Source organism: Paenibacillus profundus (assembly GCF_021369635.1).
Taxonomy (GTDB): domain Bacteria; phylum Bacillota; class Bacilli; order Paenibacillales; family Paenibacillaceae; genus Paenibacillus_B; species Paenibacillus_B profundus.
This window is the reverse complement of record NZ_JAJNBZ010000013.1, coordinates 34,564-54,538: the sequence shown is the minus strand read 5'-3', so window position 1 is coordinate 54,538 and position 19,975 is coordinate 34,564. Positions and strand designations below refer to the sequence as shown.

At 52.7% G+C, this 19,975-nt stretch carries 14 protein-coding genes; 12 read left to right on the top strand and 2 right to left on the bottom strand.

The window, feature by feature from the left end:
- The first annotated feature begins 266 nt into the window (after nt 1–266).
- Genes LQV63_RS16260 through LQV63_RS16250 form a run of 3 tightly spaced genes read left to right on the top strand, consistent with a single transcriptional unit; the run spans nt 267 to nt 5,402 of the window.
- Nucleotides 267–1,430, top strand: a complete 1,164-nt coding sequence (locus LQV63_RS16260) for an AAA family ATPase (protein ID WP_233697518.1) — start codon at nt 267–269, stop codon at nt 1,428–1,430.
- On the top strand, nt 1,427–2,797 hold the full coding sequence (locus LQV63_RS16255) for a DUF58 domain-containing protein (RefSeq protein ID WP_233697517.1): 1,371 nt from the start codon (nt 1,427–1,429) through the stop codon (nt 2,795–2,797). Before LQV63_RS16260 ends, LQV63_RS16255 begins: the two co-directional genes overlap by 4 nt.
- Nucleotides 2,757–5,402, top strand: coding sequence for a transglutaminase family protein (locus tag LQV63_RS16250; protein WP_233697516.1), 2,646 nt, complete (start codon nt 2,757–2,759; stop codon nt 5,400–5,402). Before LQV63_RS16255 ends, LQV63_RS16250 begins: the two co-directional genes overlap by 41 nt.
- Before the next feature lie 112 nt (nt 5,403–5,514).
- On the opposite strand, the gene LQV63_RS16245 is transcribed toward LQV63_RS16250, so the two are convergent.
- Nucleotides 5,515–6,483: a carbohydrate deacetylase gene (locus LQV63_RS16245; RefSeq protein ID WP_233697515.1), complete on the bottom strand. Its 969-nt coding sequence runs from the start codon at nt 6,481–6,483 to the stop codon at nt 5,515–5,517.
- A 308-nt stretch (nt 6,484–6,791) separates the two neighbouring features.
- On the opposite strand from LQV63_RS16245, the gene LQV63_RS16240 reads away from it, so the two are divergent.
- Nucleotides 6,792–7,832, top strand: coding sequence for a LacI family DNA-binding transcriptional regulator (locus tag LQV63_RS16240; RefSeq protein ID WP_233697514.1), 1,041 nt, complete (start codon nt 6,792–6,794; stop codon nt 7,830–7,832).
- A gap of 88 nt (nt 7,833–7,920) precedes the next feature.
- Here the strand turns inward: LQV63_RS16240 and LQV63_RS16235 are convergent, their stop codons facing one another.
- Nucleotides 7,921–8,487 carry a helix-turn-helix domain-containing protein gene (locus tag LQV63_RS16235; RefSeq protein ID WP_019420255.1) on the bottom strand — a complete coding sequence of 189 codons (567 nt, stop codon included), beginning with the start codon at nt 8,485–8,487 and terminating at the stop codon, nt 7,921–7,923.
- A gap of 162 nt (nt 8,488–8,649) precedes the next feature.
- Here LQV63_RS16235 and tdh point away from each other — a divergent pair, with 162 nt between their 5' ends.
- The 8 genes from tdh to LQV63_RS16195 all read left to right on the top strand — a co-directional run bounded on the left by tdh (nt 8,650) and on the right by LQV63_RS16195 (nt 19,954).
- A complete protein-coding gene (gene tdh, locus LQV63_RS16230; RefSeq protein WP_233697513.1) occupies nt 8,650–9,696 on the top strand; it encodes an L-threonine 3-dehydrogenase in 1,047 nt (348 codons plus the stop codon).
- A 35-nt stretch (nt 9,697–9,731) separates the two neighbouring features.
- Complete coding sequence (locus tag LQV63_RS16225; protein WP_233697512.1) at nt 9,732–10,910, top strand: glycine C-acetyltransferase; 1,179 nt, start codon at nt 9,732–9,734, stop codon at nt 10,908–10,910.
- 858 nt (nt 10,911–11,768) lie between these two features.
- Nucleotides 11,769–12,935, top strand: coding sequence for a Gfo/Idh/MocA family protein (locus tag LQV63_RS16220; protein WP_233697511.1), 1,167 nt, complete (start codon nt 11,769–11,771; stop codon nt 12,933–12,935).
- Between the two features lie 229 nt (nt 12,936–13,164).
- Complete coding sequence (locus tag LQV63_RS16215) at nt 13,165–14,049, top strand: ABC transporter permease (RefSeq protein ID WP_267934081.1); 885 nt, start codon at nt 13,165–13,167, stop codon at nt 14,047–14,049.
- Between the two features lie 13 nt (nt 14,050–14,062).
- A complete protein-coding gene (locus tag LQV63_RS16210; RefSeq protein ID WP_019420250.1) occupies nt 14,063–14,947 on the top strand; it encodes a carbohydrate ABC transporter permease in 885 nt (294 codons plus the stop codon).
- 26 nt (nt 14,948–14,973) lie between these two features.
- On the top strand, nt 14,974–16,605 hold the full coding sequence (locus LQV63_RS16205) for a type 2 periplasmic-binding domain-containing protein (protein ID WP_233697510.1): 1,632 nt from the start codon (nt 14,974–14,976) through the stop codon (nt 16,603–16,605).
- 571 nt (nt 16,606–17,176) lie between these two features.
- A complete protein-coding gene (locus LQV63_RS16200) occupies nt 17,177–18,925 on the top strand; it encodes an ABC transporter substrate-binding protein (RefSeq protein WP_233697509.1) in 1,749 nt (582 codons plus the stop codon).
- A gap of 75 nt (nt 18,926–19,000) precedes the next feature.
- The gene (locus LQV63_RS16195) at nt 19,001–19,954 is read left to right on the top strand and encodes an ABC transporter permease (RefSeq protein ID WP_019420247.1); all 954 of its coding nucleotides are present in this window, start codon (nt 19,001–19,003) and stop codon (nt 19,952–19,954) included.
- Nucleotides 19,955–19,975 lie beyond the last annotated feature (21 nt).

Below are 19,975 nucleotides of genomic sequence, written 5' to 3'. Positions count from 1 at the left end.
AGGGGAAACCTACGTGAGTACCGGAGTTTCCACATGAATCCGAGTTTCGAAGCCGAAATACTATCAGTGCAGCATCGTTATCAAATGAGTCCATTTTAAACATCCTCTAGCAGGTTTATAAACTATTATTTTGGGCGAGACTAATGCTAGAACGGCCCGGGACGGTTCACAGTACGTGCGTAGATGCGCGGGAATCGTTCCGGGCTTTTTGTTGTTGTCATTTCACAATCTATGAATATGGATAGGTTTGCAAGGGAGGGAATCACGTGTCCAATGATATGAAATCTAGCAAGGATGGTCCTGTTGCCCGGGATTATGATGTGTGGCTTGCCGCGTTTGCGGAACGAGGCTGGACCTCTTTCATGGAACGATTGGAGCAGGTAGTCGTCGGGAAGCGGGAGGTGATCCGCCTGGCCGGTCTGGCGATGCTGTCGGGCGGGCACATTCTGCTCGAGGATGTGCCGGGCGTCGGCAAGACGCTGCTGGCGCGCACCCTGGCACAAGTGGCGGGCGGCAGCTTCCGGCGCATACAGATGACGCCTGACATGATGCCTGCCGATATTACCGGCAGCATGATGTGGGAGCCGTCCTCCGGCAGCTTGCGGTATAGCGAAGGCGCGTTGCACGCGAACGTCGTGCTGGCGGACGAGCTGAACCGGGCTCCGGCACGCACGCAGTCCGCGTTGCTGGAGGCGATGGAGGAGGGGACGGTCACTGTGGACGGAGTGACGCGCGCTTTGCCGCAGCCGTTCCTGATAGTGGCGACGCAAAACCCGATCGCTTTCGAAGGCACGTACCGGATGCCGGAGGCGGAGATGGACCGCTTTGCGATGCGGCTGTCGCTTGGCTATCCGCAGGCGGAACAGGAGGCAGACATGCTGCTGCGGCAGCAGGAGGGAACGCCGCTGCGCCGTCTGAAGCCGCTCTGGTCGCCGGAGGAGTGGCAGCTTCTAATCGAGCGTGTGCGTCAGGTTCACCTCGACGTCGTCCTGTGCCGCTACATGGCGGACTTGGCTGATGCGACACGCCGCCATCCGGCCGTCAAGCTGGGCGTGAGCCCAAGGGGAACGTTGGCATTGATGCGGGTAGCCCAAGCGCATGCTTGGGTGGAGGGGCGCACTTATGCCGTTCCCGAAGACGTGCAGGCGGTCGCGCTGCCGGTGTTGGCGCATCGGCTGCTGCTGCAGCGCGAAGCCTCGCTGGCGGGCGCAACGGAGGAAGAGGTGCTGGCCGAGGTGCTGCTGCACACGTCAGTCCCTGGATTTCCGGCCGGCGCGAAAGGTGCAGGCAGACCTGCCAAGCCGGTGCGGCAGCCAGAGGAGCGCGGGCGAGCGGCATCCCGGTACGTCAGTCCTCGAACGCGGCCGGTATCAGGGGCTCCCGCTCGTTCGGCAGGCAGCCGCATCTGGTTCGGAGGGTTGTTCCGATGAAGCTGTTGCTGCGTTATGCGTTCACTGCGCTTGGCTGCGGGCTGCTCGCCTTTCTCGGCCTGTATCGCGAGAGCGCGGCTGAATGCTTCCTTGCCATTCTGCTCGCCCTTATGCTGATGCACGGGCTATGGCTCTACCGGACAGGGACCAAGCTGCGCTCCGTACAGATTGTTCATAAGCCTTCTGGAGAATGGAGCTCAGGGCTGGAGGCGATGCGCTTCAAGGTTACGCTTGCCTCAAGGCGGCGTATGCCTGCGCTCTGGCTTATGGCGACGGATGTATGGACGCGCACAGGCGGAGATGGAGGCGCTTGGATCTGCCGCAGGCTGTTGTTTCCCCGCGGCCGGCGCGCGATCACCTATATGAGTTCCTTCGAGGGAGCGCCGCGCGGCGTCTACCAGCTGGCTCGGACGGAGCTGACGATCGGGGATTGGTTCGGCTGGTTCGGACGAACAGTGTCGCTCGCTGCAGAAGAAGCGGACGCGCCGATATGCGTCATCCCGCCGCCTGCCGTTGTAAGCGAGCCCTTCGACAGAACTGTGCAAGCTGGAGCAGCGCCATGGGATATGGAGCCGGACGCGAACGATGGCAGCGAAGTCGATGACGATGCGAGCCGAGTAATGCGGCACAGCGCATCCGGAATGTCTGGAGTGGAGCTGCAGCCTTACCGTACAGGTGCTTCGCAGCGAGCCATCGACTGGCGCACCTATGCCAAGCGCCGTGTTCTTGCCGTCCGGCCGCTAGAGTCGGGCAAGGCGGCAGCTTGCCTCGATCTCGTTGTCGATGACACTGAATGGCGGACTGCTTCAGGTGACAGTGACAAGTCTGCTCCGAGGCATACAAACAGGGACGGCTCTGGCGCCATAAGCCGGCATGCAGCAGAGATGGAAGCCGTGCTGTCCGTAGCAGCGATGGCCTTGCGGGAGGCGACGGAGAAGGACATCTCCGTCCGGCTCATATGGCTTAGCGATGGCGCTGCGATTGAAGGGACCTGGAATGCGGTCATTGCTCTTGCGGCGGAACGCCTAGGCGAGCGCGGCGAGCTTCCTTGGAAGCATGATCAGGGACCATCGCAGCCGGACAGCACGACAAGCGGGAAACTGACGGTCGTAAGCTTGAGCCGGGATGGGGCCGCTGTCAAGCGGGTGCTGGCATACGCTGGCGCCAAGGATATTGAGCGGTGGCTTGTTGCTGAGCAACACCTTGAAGCTGTTCAAGCGTTCCAATCGGCCCAGGCCAATTCAGCTGCTAATTTCAACGATCGGCCCTATCGCGCTAAGTTCGCATTTACCGGACCTGGACGAGCCGGGCGAAAAAGAGGTGAGAATGATGCACACGCCGAGCATCCGGCAACATTTGAAGGGTAACGAGCATCAAGCGGGACAGCCTGCCGAGGCGCAACGGGAGTCAGGGCGAAATGGATTGACCTTGTGGAAGCACACCGTGTTTTCCGCGCTGCTGTATGCATTGTTCGCCGAATGGTTTTATCCGCTGCATCAATTCGGCCGACAGATTGATATGGATGACATGCGGCCTTTTTTATGGGCGATAGCAATTTATTTAGGGATAGGCCTCGTTATCCGCAACACAGCTTGTTCCCTTATCCTGCGGGGAGCAGCAGCCATCGGCGTAACTGCATGGATGTTCGGCTCCGTCCGGCATAACTATGAAGCAGATTCCGTCAGCGGGGCGCTCTCTTTCTTTTCAGGCATCATGTCGGAAGGGTTATCGCTTATGGCGTCAGCCCTCTCATCGGATGTGAGCCGCTGGCTGGATGGGAAGTGGCTCAGCACGAGCGGGGAGACACGCACGCTGCTGCTGCTAATCGGCTGGGCGATGCTGACGGCCTCCATTCAATCGCTGATGCTGAGCAGGCGGACGGTGCTGTTTTTTTCTATCGCTACTCTCTGTTATTTATTCGGATTTCAATGGGGATTCGGCATGGATGCGACGATGTCGATTATCCGCGTGGTGGGCTGGAGCTTGCTGCTGTCGGCGTGGCTCCACCTGGACGATCACCTGGCGTTGGAGACGGAACGCGACCACAGAAGCCGCTCGTTCCGCTGGCTGCTGTCCTCCCTAATCGCAACAGCGGCGGTAGTCGGCATCGGGGTCGGCTTGTTGAACGCGCATGAGTGGGCAAATCCGCGCTCCTTGCCTTCGCTGCAGGAATGGACGCAGTCGTTGACCGCCTCCTACAATTCACGCTTCAACCCTCCGGGACAGACAGCAGCCAATGCCGTCAATAAGGGGGCGAATCCACAGACAGGCCTTACGGGATACAGTCAAGACGATACGCAGCTAGGCGGTCCGATTCAGGATGATTCGCGCCTGCTGTTCACAGCTGCTTCGCCGGAGCCGACGTATTGGCGCGGGGAGAGCAAGACAGTCTATACCGGACAAGGGTGGACGTCGAAGCCGGAGCAGGCACAGACATTGGATGCTTCGGGAGCGCTGCGAGACGATTCGACCGCCACGCTCAAAGGATGGTCGGACCCGATCACGCAGACGATAACGGAGTCCCGGTTCATGCCGGAGCTTCCGCTTCTGTTCGGCGGCAAAGTGGAGAGGCTTATTTCGTGGTCACCCAATGGGGCTGACCCTGACCTGGCGCAGAGCTTGCCGGCGCTGCGCTACCTACCTATCGGCGAACGATATGAAGCGGCAACGTCTGGGCAAGCTTCATCCGTAACGTATCAATATGAAACGCGCGTGTTCCGCTTGGACGAAGAGATGCTGCGGACAGTTGCAGAGAGTCCCGCGCCGCGAGAGACCCAACTGCCAGAAGAGGTCCGGCGTCTTGGCTTGCAGCTTCCCGCCTCTTTACCGGGGCGTGTGCGCGAGCTCGGTGCCCGGTTGACCGCCGGGGCAGACACGCAGTACGACAAGGTGCAGCGCATTCAACAATTTTTGCTGCGGGAATATACGTACACGAAGACAGAGACTTCCGTTCCGCCAGAGGGAAGGGACTTTGTCGACCACTTTTTGTTCGATGCCCGCCAAGGGTACTGTAATCACTTCTCGACAGCAATGGCCATTCTGCTGCGCACGCAAGGAATTCCTGCACGGTGGGTTAAAGGATTCTCCCCAGGCGAAGCGCAATCACCCGGCCATTATGCCGTGCGCGCTTCGGATGTGCATGCATGGGTGGAAGTGTATTTCCCTGCTGTCGGCTGGGTTCCGTTCGAAGCGACCCCAGCTATCAGTCTGACAGGCGGGTCTGATACGGGGGTGGCGGACGTCGTTATGCATTCTGTCGCCCAAGATCGGATAGAGGCGGAGGCTGGTGGAACTGACTCACATGCGATGGTATCAACCTATGATACGCCAGCGGATGTCAAAGAATTGCTCGAGCAATCACTGCAGCCGCAAGCGCCGCTCACCGGCTGGGAGGGGGTGCAGCATGCCGGCTCCGTCGCCGTTCAAGCTTGGCGGAATGGGGTGGAGGAGATAAGAAAGCATTTCGTCTCGGAATGGGAGACACTGACACAGCTTAGCTCGGTATGGAAGGGGCTGACCTCTGAAGAAGAGGGCTTGTCCGCATTTGCAGCTCTCCTTCGCCATCTCATAATACGGATGCCGATATTGATCATCCTTAGTGTGTGGATGATTGCCTTGCTGTTGTTCCTAAGCGTTAAGCGGTGGCGCAAGATGGCTCCGCAGTGGCGTCTGCGCCGGCTCGTTCGGGCGCAAGAGCGCCGATTCCAGAACGAACGTGTGCAAGAAATGGGACGCATTGCTTGGCAGCTTATCGAACGCAAGTATGGCGAGCGCCCTTGCGGCATGACATGGAGCGAATACTTGACTATGAAGCGCAATTCGATGAGCTTGTCCGAGCCGTTGAGCGGTTCGCCACTCGAGCAATTCATTGCGGACTGCAACGCTCTGATCTTTGCCGGTCCACAGGGAGAGCGGGCGGTGAGGCAGCGCTTTTTAGATGGGTGCGCCTTCGTGCTTCGCCAATGCACGTAATATAACGTAATATAGCAGCGATATGCAGCGATATTTCATGTACGCTGACGGATGCCATATAACTGCAGTATCATAAAAGCCTCCTGCCGCTGATGCAGACCGCAACCTGTTGTTACCGGTGCGGTCTGCTCGTTCGATTTCGGCCTTGCTTTCGATTGCGTTTTTTTTGATTTACGGGTGTACTGGAGTTATGTCGTGTGGCCCTGCTCTTTTTGCCTCTCTGCTTTCTCAGGCGAGAAGCTCTCTGGCGGGTTCTTGCGGTTCGCGGTTCATGAGCGGGTGTCAAAATCTGATTTGGTGTTGACAACGCGACATCTGTCATCTCCACGAGTATGTTTCTTGCTTCAGCCAATTGTCCATAATGGATAAGCCGGATGTGTGGTCTGTTCTGGAGAACGGACATGATGGAAGCGTCTGTAAATACGCGCAGTTCCGCTTCACGCGGCTCGATCCATTGGGAATATCGCCGTACGTCCGCATCAATATAACCGGGATGGCATAGCAGTTCCGACACACCGCATGGCAGTTGATCCAGAAGAGAGATGAGATGTTGAACGCTAGTGTCCCGATCATACGTATGCATAATGAGATGGTCGGCGGCGTATGGAAGCTCGATGTCCGGACGATCCGGATGCACTCGCAATGGCAGACGCAGAAGCTGAGCGAATCGCTTCAAGACCCGATATACGACAGGACTGTCAAAATGAATATGACAATGCGAATCGACATGCGTCGGCGCTAGCCCATTGGATATCATAAGACGATATTGAGCGTACAGCTCTCGTTCGACGTCTTGTTCTATCCAATCCGTATGCGTACCGTTAAATGTTCGGTCATGACGAATAAGAGAATGGACTTGTGCCGGTTCGGATATGGGGCTTCCATAAGTTAAGTTAAAATGCAAACCGACTCCGAGCGAAGGGATGGCCTTCGCTAACGAAACCGCATCATAGAAGCCAGGCATGTTGACCATGAGTGAAGTGCTGGTTACGGTTCCGGCGTGGTGTGCTGCTGCAATTCCCTCATTTACGCTGCGTGATAATCCGAAATCATCCGCGTTAATAATAAGAAAGTGATGCATCCCTGCCCCCCTGCTCCCATCATTTCTATTGAACATGAATCTTTAGTTTAAGCGAATTGATATTATAGAGCGGTTCGTTCGAATGGGGAAGGACTATAAGGACCGAGAAGTCATTCTGTATACAGTAAATGCAAATCAAGGAACGAGGGAATAGGCTTCTCGCCTAAACGTTGATGCATTCGGGCGAACGTCTGTATCGATGCGCACCATGCTCCAGCTCTTTTCATTCGTCCATCCAGCCAGTATAATTTACCATACAAAATCATTGCAAAAGCCTAACGAATTTGTAATCGGGAGGGAAGCGGAGTATGGCCACCATGAAGGATATTGCAGAACAAGTCGGAGTATCCATTTCAACCGTGTCTCGCGTCTTGAATCACGATAACAGCCGGCGCATTAGTGAAGAGACGAAGCACAAAATTTGGCAGGCGGCCAAGCAGCTCAATTACCGCACGAACCTCGCACCCAGACGTTCGGCAACAACGGGACAGCGAGCGCAGACCCAATCTTCTGCCAAAACAATCGGCTGCATTTTATCACTGCCGGATAACAAGTATAATCATCCCTACTATTCCCCGATTCTGCAGGGGATTGAAGCGAAGCTGCTGGAAGAGGGCATTACGCTCTCCTTCATTCATACACAGGCTGAATTAAAGAGCGATGCTGTGCGGCATGCGCTGCTGCAAGACAGGCCTCCAAGCGGCATCATCTGTGTGGAAGGCATGGATAAAGCGACCTACCGCTGGTTGAAGGAGCGGGTTCCATTTATGGTTGGCATTGATGTGGCGGATCCGGATATTCCGGTCATCTCCTACGATCGCATGAATGCCGCGCGAACAGCCGTGCAGCATCTGCTCAATCACGGGCACCGCCACATCGGATTTATCGGAGGGGCAGGACTGTTCGGGCAGATGGAACGGGAGAAGCGATACCGCGGATACAAGCTTGCTTGTGAGGAGGCGGGGGTCGAAGTTCGACCGGAATGGACGATTGATGCGGCGTGGGATGCCGATCGCAGCTATAAGGAAATGCAGCTTCTGCTTCAGCAGAAGCACCGTCCAACGGCGATGTTCTGTGCCAGCGACATGATGGCCATTGCGGCGATGCGGGCTGTCATCGAGCAAGGGCTGCACATTCCGGATGACATGGCGTTCATCGGGATCGATGATATCGAATTTTCCAGATACAGCTCGCCTCCGTTATCTTCGATTCATATCCCAAAATTTGAGATGGGCTATGCCGCCGCCAAGACGCTGCTGGACAGCATGCATAATCCGTATCCGTTTCCGTTCCGGATGCTGCTGCCGTTTCGCCTCATGAATCGGGAGTCGACGATGAAGCTCCAGTAACTATCTTGACCCAATAAACACACCTTGAGCGGAATTTTTATCCGTCAAGGTGTGTTGTCGTTCCGGAGGACGATATCGCCCCTCCGGCTTATTTATTTGCAGCCGGATAATGGATTAACGTAATGAAACGGATCGGCTTGTCTGTTACATTTGTATAGGTGTGGCTTTGATTCGCCGTGAAGCGCATTGCCATGCTGGGATGGAGCACATAGGTCTTGCCGCCGATAACAACGTGCAGTTCCCCTTCCATGCCCATGATGAATTCATCCACTCCGTCGTAGTGCGGCTCGGACGTATAGGAGCAGCCTGGCTCGATGACGACGCTGTATACTTCGAATCCCTTGTCCTGTTCAAAAGGAAAAATGGGGTATGCGCGGTACGATCCTTCTTCCTCCACCAGCGGCGAGGTATCTTCCATATGGACAACCGTTACGTTCGGTGTCGATTCCTCCATCAGCGTAGCGAAGGAAATGCGCAAGCCATTCACAATTTTCCATAATACAGAGATGGTAGGATTAGACTCTCCACGCTCGATTTGCCCGAGCATGCCCTTGCTGACACCGCTCATTTCAGACACTTGATCCAAGCTTAAATTCCGCGATTTGCGTATATCCTGAAGGTTTTTTCCGATTTTTTTGTGTATCGGTTCGTGCATTGCCGATCTCCTCTCCAACGATTCGTACAGTAGGTTTCCAATAGAATACAAAACACCATGTACAATATAACGCACAAACGTATAATATGTTATACAGATGGGTGTTTAAAAGTAGTTTTTCTTTCTATTGTAAAAAAAAATCGAAGGAGGGGCAATCGGTTTATGACAAGAACGATGATCGGTTTGGTGAAAGAGGAACGTAAACCCGGCGCCGTGCTCAAGGAAGTGCCTGTTCCAACTTGCGGTCCCCATGAAGTGCTGGTGCGCGTCAAAGCCTCTTCCATTTGCGGCACGGACGTGCATATTTATAAGTGGGACGATTGGGCAGCGCGCACGGTCGTTACTCCTAATGTATTCGGGCATGAATTTGCAGGTGTCGTCGAGGCGATTGGCGATGAGGTAACGAATGTCAAGGTAGGCGATTATGTATCTGGAGAAGGCCATGTCGTATGCGGGGTGTGCAAAGCTTGCCGCACCGGAAATGCGCACGTGTGCCGGAATACGAAGAGCTTCGGGATTACGATTCCGGGCTGCTTCGCCGAGTATGCAGTCGTCCGGGCGAGCAATATCATTCAGAATGATCCGATGCTGCCGTTCGACATCGCGTGTCTGCAGGATCCGCTCGGCAATGCTGTGCAAGCGGCGTTGTCGGGAGACGTGGTTGGAAAGAGCGTAGCGGTCATCGGGGTTGGACCGATCGGGCTGATGGCGATTGCCGTGGCGAAAGCGTGCGGCAGCGGATCTGTCTATGCCGTGGACATTAATCCGTATCGCTTGGCGATGGCCAAATCGATGGGAGCGGATGTCGTCATTAATAGCCGCGAGGTGCAGATGGCACAGGCGCTGATGGAAGCGACGAATGGGGAAGGCGTCGAGGTCGTGCTCGAAATGTCTGGCCATCCGGATGCGATTCGCGACGCTTTGAAAGCGGCTGCAATGGCAGGACGCGTATCGCTGCTCGGTATCCCGACCCAAGAGGTGCCGCTCGATTTGGCACAGGACATTATTTTCAAAGGACTGCATATTGAGGGCATTACAGGGCGGCGCATGTTCGATACGTGGTACCAGATTAAAGGGCTCTTGGGTTGGGGCAGATTGGATCTGGCCCCGCTCGTGACGCATCATTTCACGCTGAATCAATATGAAGAAGCGTTTGAATTGATGGCTTCCGGGAACTGCGGCAAGATTGTATTCTGGCATGATAAATAACAAATAACGAAAAAACATAACGGAGGTGCTGAAGCATGGCAGGGTTTCAACATATCGAACAGCAGCTGAACGAGCTGAAGCAAGCGGGGCGTTATCGTCCGCTTACGGTATGGGAAGGCGGCTCGGATTCGTGGATGACGCTGGATGACGGCCGGCGGGTGCTGCAAATGTCTTCGAACAATTATTTGGGGCTTACACAGCATCCAAGTCTGAAAAAAGCTGCTATCGAAGCGACCGAGACCTATGGTGTCGGCGCAGGATCGGTGCGTACGATTACCGGAACGCTGGACATTCATGATATGTTGGAGCGCCGCTTGGCTGAGTTCAAAGGCACGGAAGCGACGCTCGTATTCCAATCTGGCTTCACGACGAACCAAGGAGTGCTGTCGTCCATTCTTGGACCGGACGATGTGGTCATCAGCGATGAGCTGAACCATGCCAGCATTATCGACGGCATTCGTCTGACGAAGACGAACAAGCGTATTTATGGGCATAAGGACTTGAATCAATTGGAAGCGGTGCTGAAGGAATGCGGAGGATTCCGTCAACGCCTCGTCGTGACGGACGGCGTCTTCAGCATGGACGGCGACATTGCGCCGCTGCCGCAGATCGTCGAGCTGGCCGAACGCTATGACGCGCTGGTCTACGTGGATGATGCGCATGCCAGCGGCGTGCTTGGCAAGCATGGCAAAGGCTCCACGGACCATTTCGGCCTGCACGGCCGCGTGCATATTCAAGTCGGCACGTTGTCGAAGGCGATCGGCGCCGTGGGCGGGTATGTCGCAACCTCGCAGGTGCTGAAGGATTACTTGACGCACACGGCACGTTCCTTCCTGTTCAGCACTGCGCTCCCGCCTTCTGTTGCCGCCACTTGCCTGGCTGCGATTGAGGTGCTGCGGAACGAGCCGGAGCTGACGGAACGGCTGTGGAAGAATGCGAATTCGTTCCGCGCTTCCTTGCAAGCCGCGGGCTTCGACACCGGCGGCAGCGAAACGCCGATCATTCCGATCATCGTCGGCGAGCCGGCGCGCGCGCTGGATTTCTCCCGCCGTCTGTTGGAGGAAGGCATCTGCGCTCAAGGCATCGTCTATCCGACCGTAGCTATGGATAAGGGGCGCGTGCGCCTTATCATTACGGCACAGCACACCGATCAAGACCTGGCCTTCGCACTGGAAGCATTGACGAAGGTGGGCAAGGAATTTGGATTGATCTAATATAATCGACAGATGCAAGTTATAGTGCGTCACAGCACGCTTTTCTGCAGCGAATGAGCTGATAGGAAGGCGTGCTGTTTATATATATATGCCCAATCTCCCTTGAACTCAGGAAATAGAAGCGGGTTAGGAGATGATATCGGATCGATGAGACGATCATCGTTATTTGGCGTTACTCCCTTGTTAGGATGAGATGGACGAGCAGCGCTTTCTGAGTACAGTCTAGATGACAAGCAACTTTTTCTGAATTCAGTGTAGATGACGAACAATCTTTTCTGATGCAAAGGGAGAGTGCAGCTAAGGGGGAAATGACAACGTACGGAGTTCAACGGAAGCCCGATGGAGAAGCGTGCCGATGGATCGGCGAGGTCATAATCTAATCCAAACGCATGCCATTCGATAGAGTTAAGCTCCCACTTCTACCTGAAAAGCAGGAGGGTGAACCTATTTATTTGGGCCCAAATAAAGTGCAAAATAATTTCTGAAATGTGAACAAAAACGTATTGACTCCAAAGTTGACATCGTAATATAATGACCACAAGCCGTCACCATAGAGATTTTCCACAACAATAAATTCCATATCAATGCAAAACTCCACAATAATTTTACCCAAATTGAAATGATATATTTGCACTATGCACAATCAATTAGCCAAATTAAGGCCAAAGCTACGCCAATGCATTCAAGCAGTAAACATGTGCCGCCGGTATATATTCACCGTAATATGTAAGCGTTTTATATAGAGAGAGTGCGGCAGATGACTTTCAATATGATGAGGAAAGTAGCAAACCTATTTACTATGTTGCTTTAGTTCATTAACTTACTGCATTGACAAACAATCCGAAAGGGGAATGCAACATGAAGCAAGTTCGAATTGGAATGATTGGAGCTCGCGGAAGAGGCGGCATCGCCAAATATTGGCATCAGCCGGATGGCCGTTCGATCGTCGTTGGCGCAGCGGACATTTATCCAGAGAAGCTGGAGGAGTTCAAGCAGGAGGTAAATCCAGACGCCTTCGTGACGACGGATTATCGTGAACTGATTGCACGCGATGATATCGACGCAATTGCGGTTACATCGCCAGACTTCTGTCATGAGGAGCATGCGGTGGCCGCCTTGAAGGCAGGCAAGCACGTATTCTGCGAGAAGCCGCTCGCCATTACAGTCGATGGCTGCGACAACATTTTGCAAGCTTGGCAGGAATCAGGCAAGAAGCTGATGGTCGGCTTCAACATGCGCTATATGAACATGTTCCGCACGATGAAGGAAATTGTCGATTCTGGAGTCATCGGCGAAATTAAGGCGGTATGGGTACGGCATTTCGTTGGCTGGGGAGGTTACTTCTACTTCCACGACTGGCACGCGAATTCTAAAAATTCGACCGGACTGCTGCTGCAGAAAGGTTCCCACGACATTGATATCATCCATTGGATTACCGGACGTTACGCGACGAAGGTATCGGCGTTCGGCGGGCTTGATTTTTACGGCGGTGACAAGCCGAATGATTTAACGTGCCCGACCTGCAATGAGAAGGAGACGTGTACGGAAGCAAGCCCGGGGCATTTGATTGAGTGCGCATTCCGCGAGGAAGTGAACGTGGAAGACAACAATATGGTCATTATGGAGTTGGAAGGCGGAATTAAGGCATCTTACTTGCAGTGCCATTTTACGCCGGACTACCAACGGAATTATACGTTTATCGGCACAGAAGGGCGCATGGAGAACAACGAATTGGAGAACAAGGTGTATGTATGGACACGCAGCTCGAACTCATCGCGTGAACTTTCGAACCGCGTTTACGAGGTGAAGGAAGCGAAGGGAACTCATGGCGGGGCAGATCCGAACATCTGCCGAGACTTTGTCGACATGATTCTCGATGGCAAAGAGCCGGTCGCTACGCCCCTGGCAGGTCGCATGAGCGTCGCCGTCGGCTGTGCGGCCACAGAATCCATCCGTTCCGGAGGCGGTGTTGTTCAAGTGTCTCCGACTCCTGACTTATCCACGCTGCAAGGCATCGGACAATAACTAACAGAGGGGGCGTCTTGACGCTCCCTTTATACCGATAAATGCTCAAAATTTTAAAAGCTAAAAAATAACTTTGGACTCATTTTTACAAGATCTGGGATTTAACATATATTAGGATTTCTTGTAAATAAAAAGGGGGGATCAATGCGTGAGCAGAGCAGGCGCGGTTGAACAGGCTGCGAATCGCCTACCGGTCCAGGAGAGCAAGGCGAACTGGATATGGCGTTCCATGAAGCGTAACTGGCAGCTATATGCACTTATTGCACCGGTCGTCATTTATTACATTGTGTTTCACTATTTGCCGATGTACGGCGTTCAGATCGCCTTTAAAGACTTTATCGCGTCAAAAGGAATATGGGACAGCCCATGGGTTGGATTCAAGCACTTCGAACGTTTTTTTAACAGTTATTTCTTCGAACGCTTAATTTTGAACACGCTTACAATTAGTCTGTACACCCTTCTTGTCAGCTTCCCGGTACCGATTATATTGGCGCTCATGCTGAACGAGGTGCAGACGAAATGGTTTAAGAAGACCGTGCAGACGATTACGTACGCGCCGCATTTCCTGTCGGTTGTCGTCGTGGTTGGCATGCTTTTCATTTTCCTTAATCCGAGCACAGGCATTATCAATCACCTCATCGTGGCGCTCGGAGGCGAATCCGCCAGCTTCATGACGGATCCCAAATGGTTCAAGACGCTGTACGTTATGTCGGACGTCTGGCAGACGATGGGCTGGAGCTCGATTATATATCTGGCTGCGTTGTCCGGCGTCGATCACCAGATGCACGAAGCGGCGACAATTGATGGGGCGAGCAAGCTGCAGCGCATCTGGCACATCAACATTCCAACCATTGCACCGACCATCGTCATCCTGCTCATTCTCAATTTGGGCAGCGTGATGGCGATCGGCTTCGAGAAAATTTTCCTGATGCAAAACTCGCTTAACTTGGAGAGCTCTGACGTCATTTCGACGTACGTGTACCGCGCCGGTATTTTGGACGCTCAGTACAGCTTCTCCGCAGCCATCGGCCTGTTCAACTCACTTGTCAACTTCACGCTTCTGGTCGTTGTGAACTTCATAGCGAGGCGTGTAAATGAGACGAGCTTATGGTAAAGGAGGAACAGACATGATAGACCGTTCATTTGGTGACCGCATCTTCGATGTCGTCAATTACATCTTATTATCATTCATTACGATCATTGTGCTGTATCCGCTCCTGTTCGTCATGAGCGCGTCGATCAGCAATCCAGAGACGGTGCTGCGCGGAGAGATGTGGCTCATCCCGCGGGAAATTAATTTTGATGCGTATCACACGATTTTTCAGAACAAAGATATTTTGAGTGGCTACGGCAACACGATTTTGTATACGGCAGTCGGCACGGCCATCAATCTCGTCATGACGATATGCGCTGCTTATCCGCTTGCGCGCAAAGACTTTTTCGGCCGGGGTCTCATCACCGGCATGATCGTATTCACGATGTTCTTCAGCGGCGGCCTGATCCCGACTTATCTCTTAATTAAAAATTTGCATATGCTCGATTCACTATGGGTCATGGTTATCCCGAATGCGGTCGCTGTATGGAACATCATCATTATGCGGACGTTCTTCCAGCAGTCGATACCAGGTGAAATTCAAGAGGCGGCCATGATTGACGGATGCAGCCACATGCAGACGCTGCTTCGTATCGTGCTGCCGTTATCGATGCCGATTATTGCCGTCATGGTGTTGTTCTATGCGGTAGGGCACTGGAATTCCTACTTTAACGCCTTAATTTATTTGACAAGCAAAGACAAATTTCCGCTGCAGCTCATCCTGCGGGAAATTCTTATCCAGAGCGACTCCGGGGATATGGTGAAGCTGACTTCGGAATCGGCCATCAAGATGAAGATGAGCGTCGAAGGATTAAAATATGCGGTGCTGGTCGTGGCCAACTTGCCAATGCTCATCTTGTATCCGTTCCTGCAGCGCTATTTTGTGAAAGGCATCATGATTGGGGCTCTAAAAGGATAAATTTCAATACGTAAGGGGGACTTGTAATGCGTGCAAAAAAATGGTTTGCGATGACAATGAGCATGGTGCTTAGCCTCTCACTGTTCGTAACGGCGTGCAGTGGAGGCGGCGGTAATGAAGGAACGGATTCGGGGAAGAGCGAGGAGCGGCTTGCGAACCTGAATCAAGCAGGCATGCCGATCGCCAAAGAGAAAATAACGATGACGGGCTTTGCCGCGAAGCTGTATGCATCAGCCGACTGGAGCAAGCTCATGCTGTGGGAAGAGTACGAGAAGATAACGAACGTTCATATCGACTGGGAAACGGTGCAGATTGACAGCCTGAAGGAAAAGCGCAACATTAAGCTGGCAGGCGGGGATTACCCGGAAATCTTCTTCGCCTCGGCCTTCGCCAAGAGCGATCTGATTAAGTACGGCAGCCAGGGCACATTCCTGAAGCTGAACGATCTCATCGATCAGAATGCCCCCAATTTCAAGGCCATGATGGAAAAATATCCGATCGTCAAAAAAGGCATTACGATGCCAGATGGCAGCATTTATGGACTGCCGACGGTATTTGATCCGGAATTCATATCGCTCTTCTATGGTACGCCGTGGATGAAGCAGGAATGGCTCGACAAGCTCAACCTGAAGCCGCCGACCAATCTGGAGGAGCTGTATAACGTGTTGAAGGCCATCAAGGAAGGCGATCCGAACGGAAATGGCAAAAATGATGAAATTCCGTGGGGCTCCAAAGGCGTATGGATTATGATCAACTACTTGAAAGGCTCGTTCGGCCTGAACAAGAATGGTGTCGCAAATCCAAACGTTGATCTCGATCCGGACACTGGCAAGCTGCGCTTCGTGCCGGCAACGAAGCAGTACAAGGAATTGCTTGAGTATGTGGCCAAGCTGTACCGTGACGGCATGTTCGACAAAGAGACATTCACGATGAAGGATACCGACATCTCTTCCAAGGCAACCGCAGGTGTGTACGGCTTCCTGGACGGTGTCGATCCGAAGGCGATTTACAATCAGGAAGGTTATGTGGGGATGCCGATCCTTGAGGGGCCGTATGGAGACAAGATGGCAACTAATATCGGCTCGCCGCTCGGCAATATTGGCATGTTCGTACTGACAGACAAGGCAAAAAATCCGGAAGCCGCCATCCGTTGGATGGATCATTTTTATAGCGATGAAGGCGCGAAGATGTTTTTCATGGGTTTTGAGGGTGTCACGTACAAAATGACCGACAAAGGGGAATATGAGTATTTAGACAGCATTGCGAAAAATCCGGATGGCTTGAATCTGGATCAGGCTGTGAGCCAATACCTCGTGTGGCCTGGCGGATATTATCCGGGCATCGTCAAGCAACATTTCTTTAAAGGTGCGGAAGGCTTGCCGTCTTCTGTCAAGAACGCCGAGGATGCGGCGCCTAATTCCATTAAATTGGACGACATATGGCCGGCATTCAACTTTACGCCGGAAGAGCAGGATGAATTAACGACAATTCAGACGGACATCCACACGTTCGTTGACGAGATGCGCGACAAGTTCGCTTCCGGCGCCCTCGGCTTCGACCAATGGGACAGCTACGTGCAGCAGCTGGATAAGATGAATGTGAAGCGTTATCTCGAGATCTACCAAGCGGCGTATGACCGATATACCTCTTCGAAATAACCGCCCTTTCTAAGAGTCCCTTGCGGTCAACGATCGCAAGGGATTGACGCACCACCATGCATCATAAGTCAGGTGATGTGTCAACGTCTTCCTGCATTCACCTTCAATGCGGGAAGATGCTCCTTATTATTGTAACGCACCTATCCACATGCAACTGAAGCATAATCATATATTCACGATCAGTCTCGAATTTATATGATGCGATAGAATTATTGGTCCTTCCTATTTCCACATCACGGACACTCCTTAAAAATAGTATACATCCACCTCGCCAATGAAAACGGAAGCTTAACCACAGTACCGTGCAACGCTGTAATTCTACTTTTTGAAACTGATACATATATTACCCCTAGAATCACTCGAAAGCTAAACAATTGTCATGCTTAACCAAGTAGAGTGGATAGTATGTTCCTTGGAATTACAGAGGTCAAAAAATGAGGCATAAGTAATTTTGAATTTATGGTTTACATAATTTTACTAGAGGCTTATAATAGGGGTCATTATAATTCCTACTGAGTTTATAGGAATAATAAGAAATTATTAAAATATCCGTATTAACGGGAGGGTCACCATGAAGAAAATATTGATGACGTTATTATCTTTGACGATGGCAAGCAGCTTGCTTCTTGCAGCCTGCTCTAACGACAGCTCCGCACCTGCCTCCGACAACGGCAATCAGGCCGCGCCGGCAAGCAGCTCAGATTCGGGCGGCACGACGGCAGAGGCGAATACCGCGGAACTGCTTGCGGGTCCGGTCGCAGCCTCCGACATGTCGAAGCTTCCGGAGCAAGCGAAGAAGCGTACAGATACGATAATTGTTGGGCTTACGGATCCGAGCGGCGCGTTTACGCCTTATTTCCACCAGAGCGGCTATGACGGCAACGTGTCTTCCGTCCTGTACGCTTCACTCGTGACGGTGGATGACAAGGGACTTCCGATTCCAGACCTTGCGGAGAGCTGGGACATTTCCGAAGATGGGCTTACATATACATTCCATTTGCGCAAAGACTTGAAGTTCAGTGACGGTTCCCCGCTGACGGCTGAGGACGTGGCATTCACATGGACGATTCTCCATGACAAGGCGTACGACGGAGACTCTGAAGTTTCGACGGTCCTCAGGATTAAGGGCGGCCAAGATTATAAGGAGGGCAAGGCCAAGTCCATTGAGGGCATTACCATTATCGATCCGCAGACGATCTCGGTAACTATTGAGAAGGTCAACGCGAAGGCTTTACTGACGCTTGGCGGTAATGTGCTGTCGAAAGCGTACTACGGGAAAGATTATACGTTCGGCAGTCTGGATTATATTAAAAAGCTGCATGCCACTCCGGTGGGCAATGGGCCTTACAAGCTGGATAAGTTCATTCCAGGTCAAGAGGTGCGCTTCATAGCTAATGAATACTATTACAAAGGCAAGCCGAAGACAGAACATTTTATTTACAAAACGACAGAAGGCGACACATGGCAGTTTATCGAGACGGGGGAGCAAGACTATGGCAGCTTTACGGCGACACAAGACAATATTGATAAGCTGAAGAAGCTCGGCTTCCTGAACATCGTTCCGTCGACAGGCAGCTCTTACGGCTACTTGCAGTTCAATCTGGAGCATGCAACGCTCAAGGATAAGAAGCTGCGTCAGGCGCTGACTTACGGCTTGGACCGTAAAACCATTTACGTCGATGCGAACCAAGGCGGCGCACAAATCGCGAACGTTCCGACAGCGCCGATCTCATGGTCATACACGGAAGAGGGGATTAACCCGTACAACTACGATCCGGAAAAAGCAAAGGCCTTGCTGGATGAAGCCGGTTGGACAGAAGGGGCTGGCGGCATTCGGGAGAAGGACGGACAGAAGCTGACGATTCATTTCATCGGTTCGAAGAGCAAAGGGACGGATATCTTTATTGCGGTGGCAAAAGAGAACTATGCGGCGATTGGCGTTCAGTTGGAAGCCGAGCAGTTCGCGGATTTCAACGCGTTGTCGTCCAAGTTCGAAAGTCGTGATTTTGATCTCGTATCCTTCTCTACACCGATGCTGATAGATCCATCTGATGGCGTATCTTCTTTTGTCAACGGAGAAGTGAAGGGGTACGACAATCCGAAAGTGAAGGAACTGTATGACAAAGGCTTGGAGACCACCGATATCGAAGAGCGAAAAAAGATATACAAAGAGCTATATCAAGTCATCAACGATGATGCGCCTTACATTTTCACCAGCTATCGAAAATCAGTATACGCCTACAACGGACGTATTGAAGGGTTGAACGTGAGTCCGTTCCGTGGACTCGCCACCAGCCTGCCTGACTGGTCGTTGAAGTAGGATTGTAGAGGTTGTTCAAACTCGAACTTTATGCCCCCGTCTGACGGGGGTGAATGACTTCCAAAGGAGCCGATCATGAGTACATATTTGCTGCGAAGATTTCTGTACATGATTCTTATATTGTTTGCGGCGTCGTTGCTCATATTTATGTTGTATGCATTGATGCCGGGCGACTTCGTCTCGAACAACATGAAGCTGACCGCAGAACGCAAGGCCGAGCTGCGAGAAATATACGGCTTGAGCAAGCCTGTTATGGAACGCTATTTCAATTGGATGAACAATGCCTTCCACGGCAACTTCGGTTATTCGTTGGCGCAGCAGAAGCCCGTATTGACCTTGTTTAACGAATATATTTGGAATTCATTTTTGCTAGCGGTAACGTCGACCTTCTTCACATGGCTGTTGGCAGTCATTATCGGAGTCATAGCCGCCTATAAGCAATATTCATGGTTCGACACGCTGGTCATGATCGGCATCTTCGCCGCGATGTCGATTCCGTCGTTCTTTATCGGTCTCTTCCTGATCAAGATGTTCGCTGTCGACCTGAAATGGCTGCCGCCGGGCGGGATGCTGACGACAGGGAGCAATGCCACAGGCATGGAGTTCGTTCGCGAAGTCGTCGATCATATGATGCTGCCGGTTATCGTCATGACGCTGCTCGGCGTCGGTTCGCTGACCCGCTATTTCCGCAGCAACATGCTCGATGTTATCCGTCAGGATTATATTCGTACCGCCCGTGCCAAAGGAATGCGGGAACGAGTCGTGCTGTACCGGCATGCGTTGAAAAATGCCATGCTGCCGGCCATCACCCTCGTCGGCTTCGAGCTGCCGGGCTTGTTCGGCGGATCGCTCATCATCGAGAAAATATTTAACTGGCCGGGTATCGGCCAATTGTATATGCAGTCCTTCACTGTAAGGGATTACCCGCTGCTGATGGGTTTCACCATGTTTATCGCCGTCTTGACGGTCATCGGCACGCTTTTGTCGGACATCTTATACCATGCTGCCGATCCGCGCGTCAGATTGTAACAGCATGAATAGGGAGGTTTC

What these genes read in the sequence shown, in the direction of transcription:
- LQV63_RS16255 (WP_233697517.1), top strand. Translation starts at nt 1,427, where the DNA reads ATGAAGCTGTTGCTGCGTTATGCGTTCACTGCGCTTGGCTGCGGGCTG.
- LQV63_RS16250 (WP_233697516.1), top strand. Translation starts at nt 2,757, where the DNA reads ATGATGCACACGCCGAGCATCCGGCAACATTTGAAGGGTAACGAGCAT.
- LQV63_RS16245 (WP_233697515.1), bottom strand. Translation starts at nt 6,483, where the DNA reads ATGCATCACTTTCTTATTATTAACGCGGATGATTTCGGATTATCACGC.
- LQV63_RS16240 (WP_233697514.1), top strand. Translation starts at nt 6,792, where the DNA reads ATGGCCACCATGAAGGATATTGCAGAACAAGTCGGAGTATCCATTTCA.
- LQV63_RS16235 (WP_019420255.1), bottom strand. Translation starts at nt 8,487, where the DNA reads ATGCACGAACCGATACACAAAAAAATCGGAAAAAACCTTCAGGATATA.
- tdh (WP_233697513.1), top strand. Translation starts at nt 8,650, where the DNA reads ATGACAAGAACGATGATCGGTTTGGTGAAAGAGGAACGTAAACCCGGC.
- LQV63_RS16225 (WP_233697512.1), top strand. Translation starts at nt 9,732, where the DNA reads ATGGCAGGGTTTCAACATATCGAACAGCAGCTGAACGAGCTGAAGCAA.
- LQV63_RS16220 (WP_233697511.1), top strand. Translation starts at nt 11,769, where the DNA reads ATGAAGCAAGTTCGAATTGGAATGATTGGAGCTCGCGGAAGAGGCGGC.
- LQV63_RS16215 (WP_267934081.1), top strand. Translation starts at nt 13,165, where the DNA reads ATGAAGCGTAACTGGCAGCTATATGCACTTATTGCACCGGTCGTCATT.
- LQV63_RS16210 (WP_019420250.1), top strand. Translation starts at nt 14,063, where the DNA reads ATGATAGACCGTTCATTTGGTGACCGCATCTTCGATGTCGTCAATTAC.
- LQV63_RS16205 (WP_233697510.1), top strand. Translation starts at nt 14,974, where the DNA reads ATGCGTGCAAAAAAATGGTTTGCGATGACAATGAGCATGGTGCTTAGC.
- LQV63_RS16200 (WP_233697509.1), top strand. Translation starts at nt 17,177, where the DNA reads ATGAAGAAAATATTGATGACGTTATTATCTTTGACGATGGCAAGCAGC.
- LQV63_RS16195 (WP_019420247.1), top strand. Translation starts at nt 19,001, where the DNA reads ATGAGTACATATTTGCTGCGAAGATTTCTGTACATGATTCTTATATTG.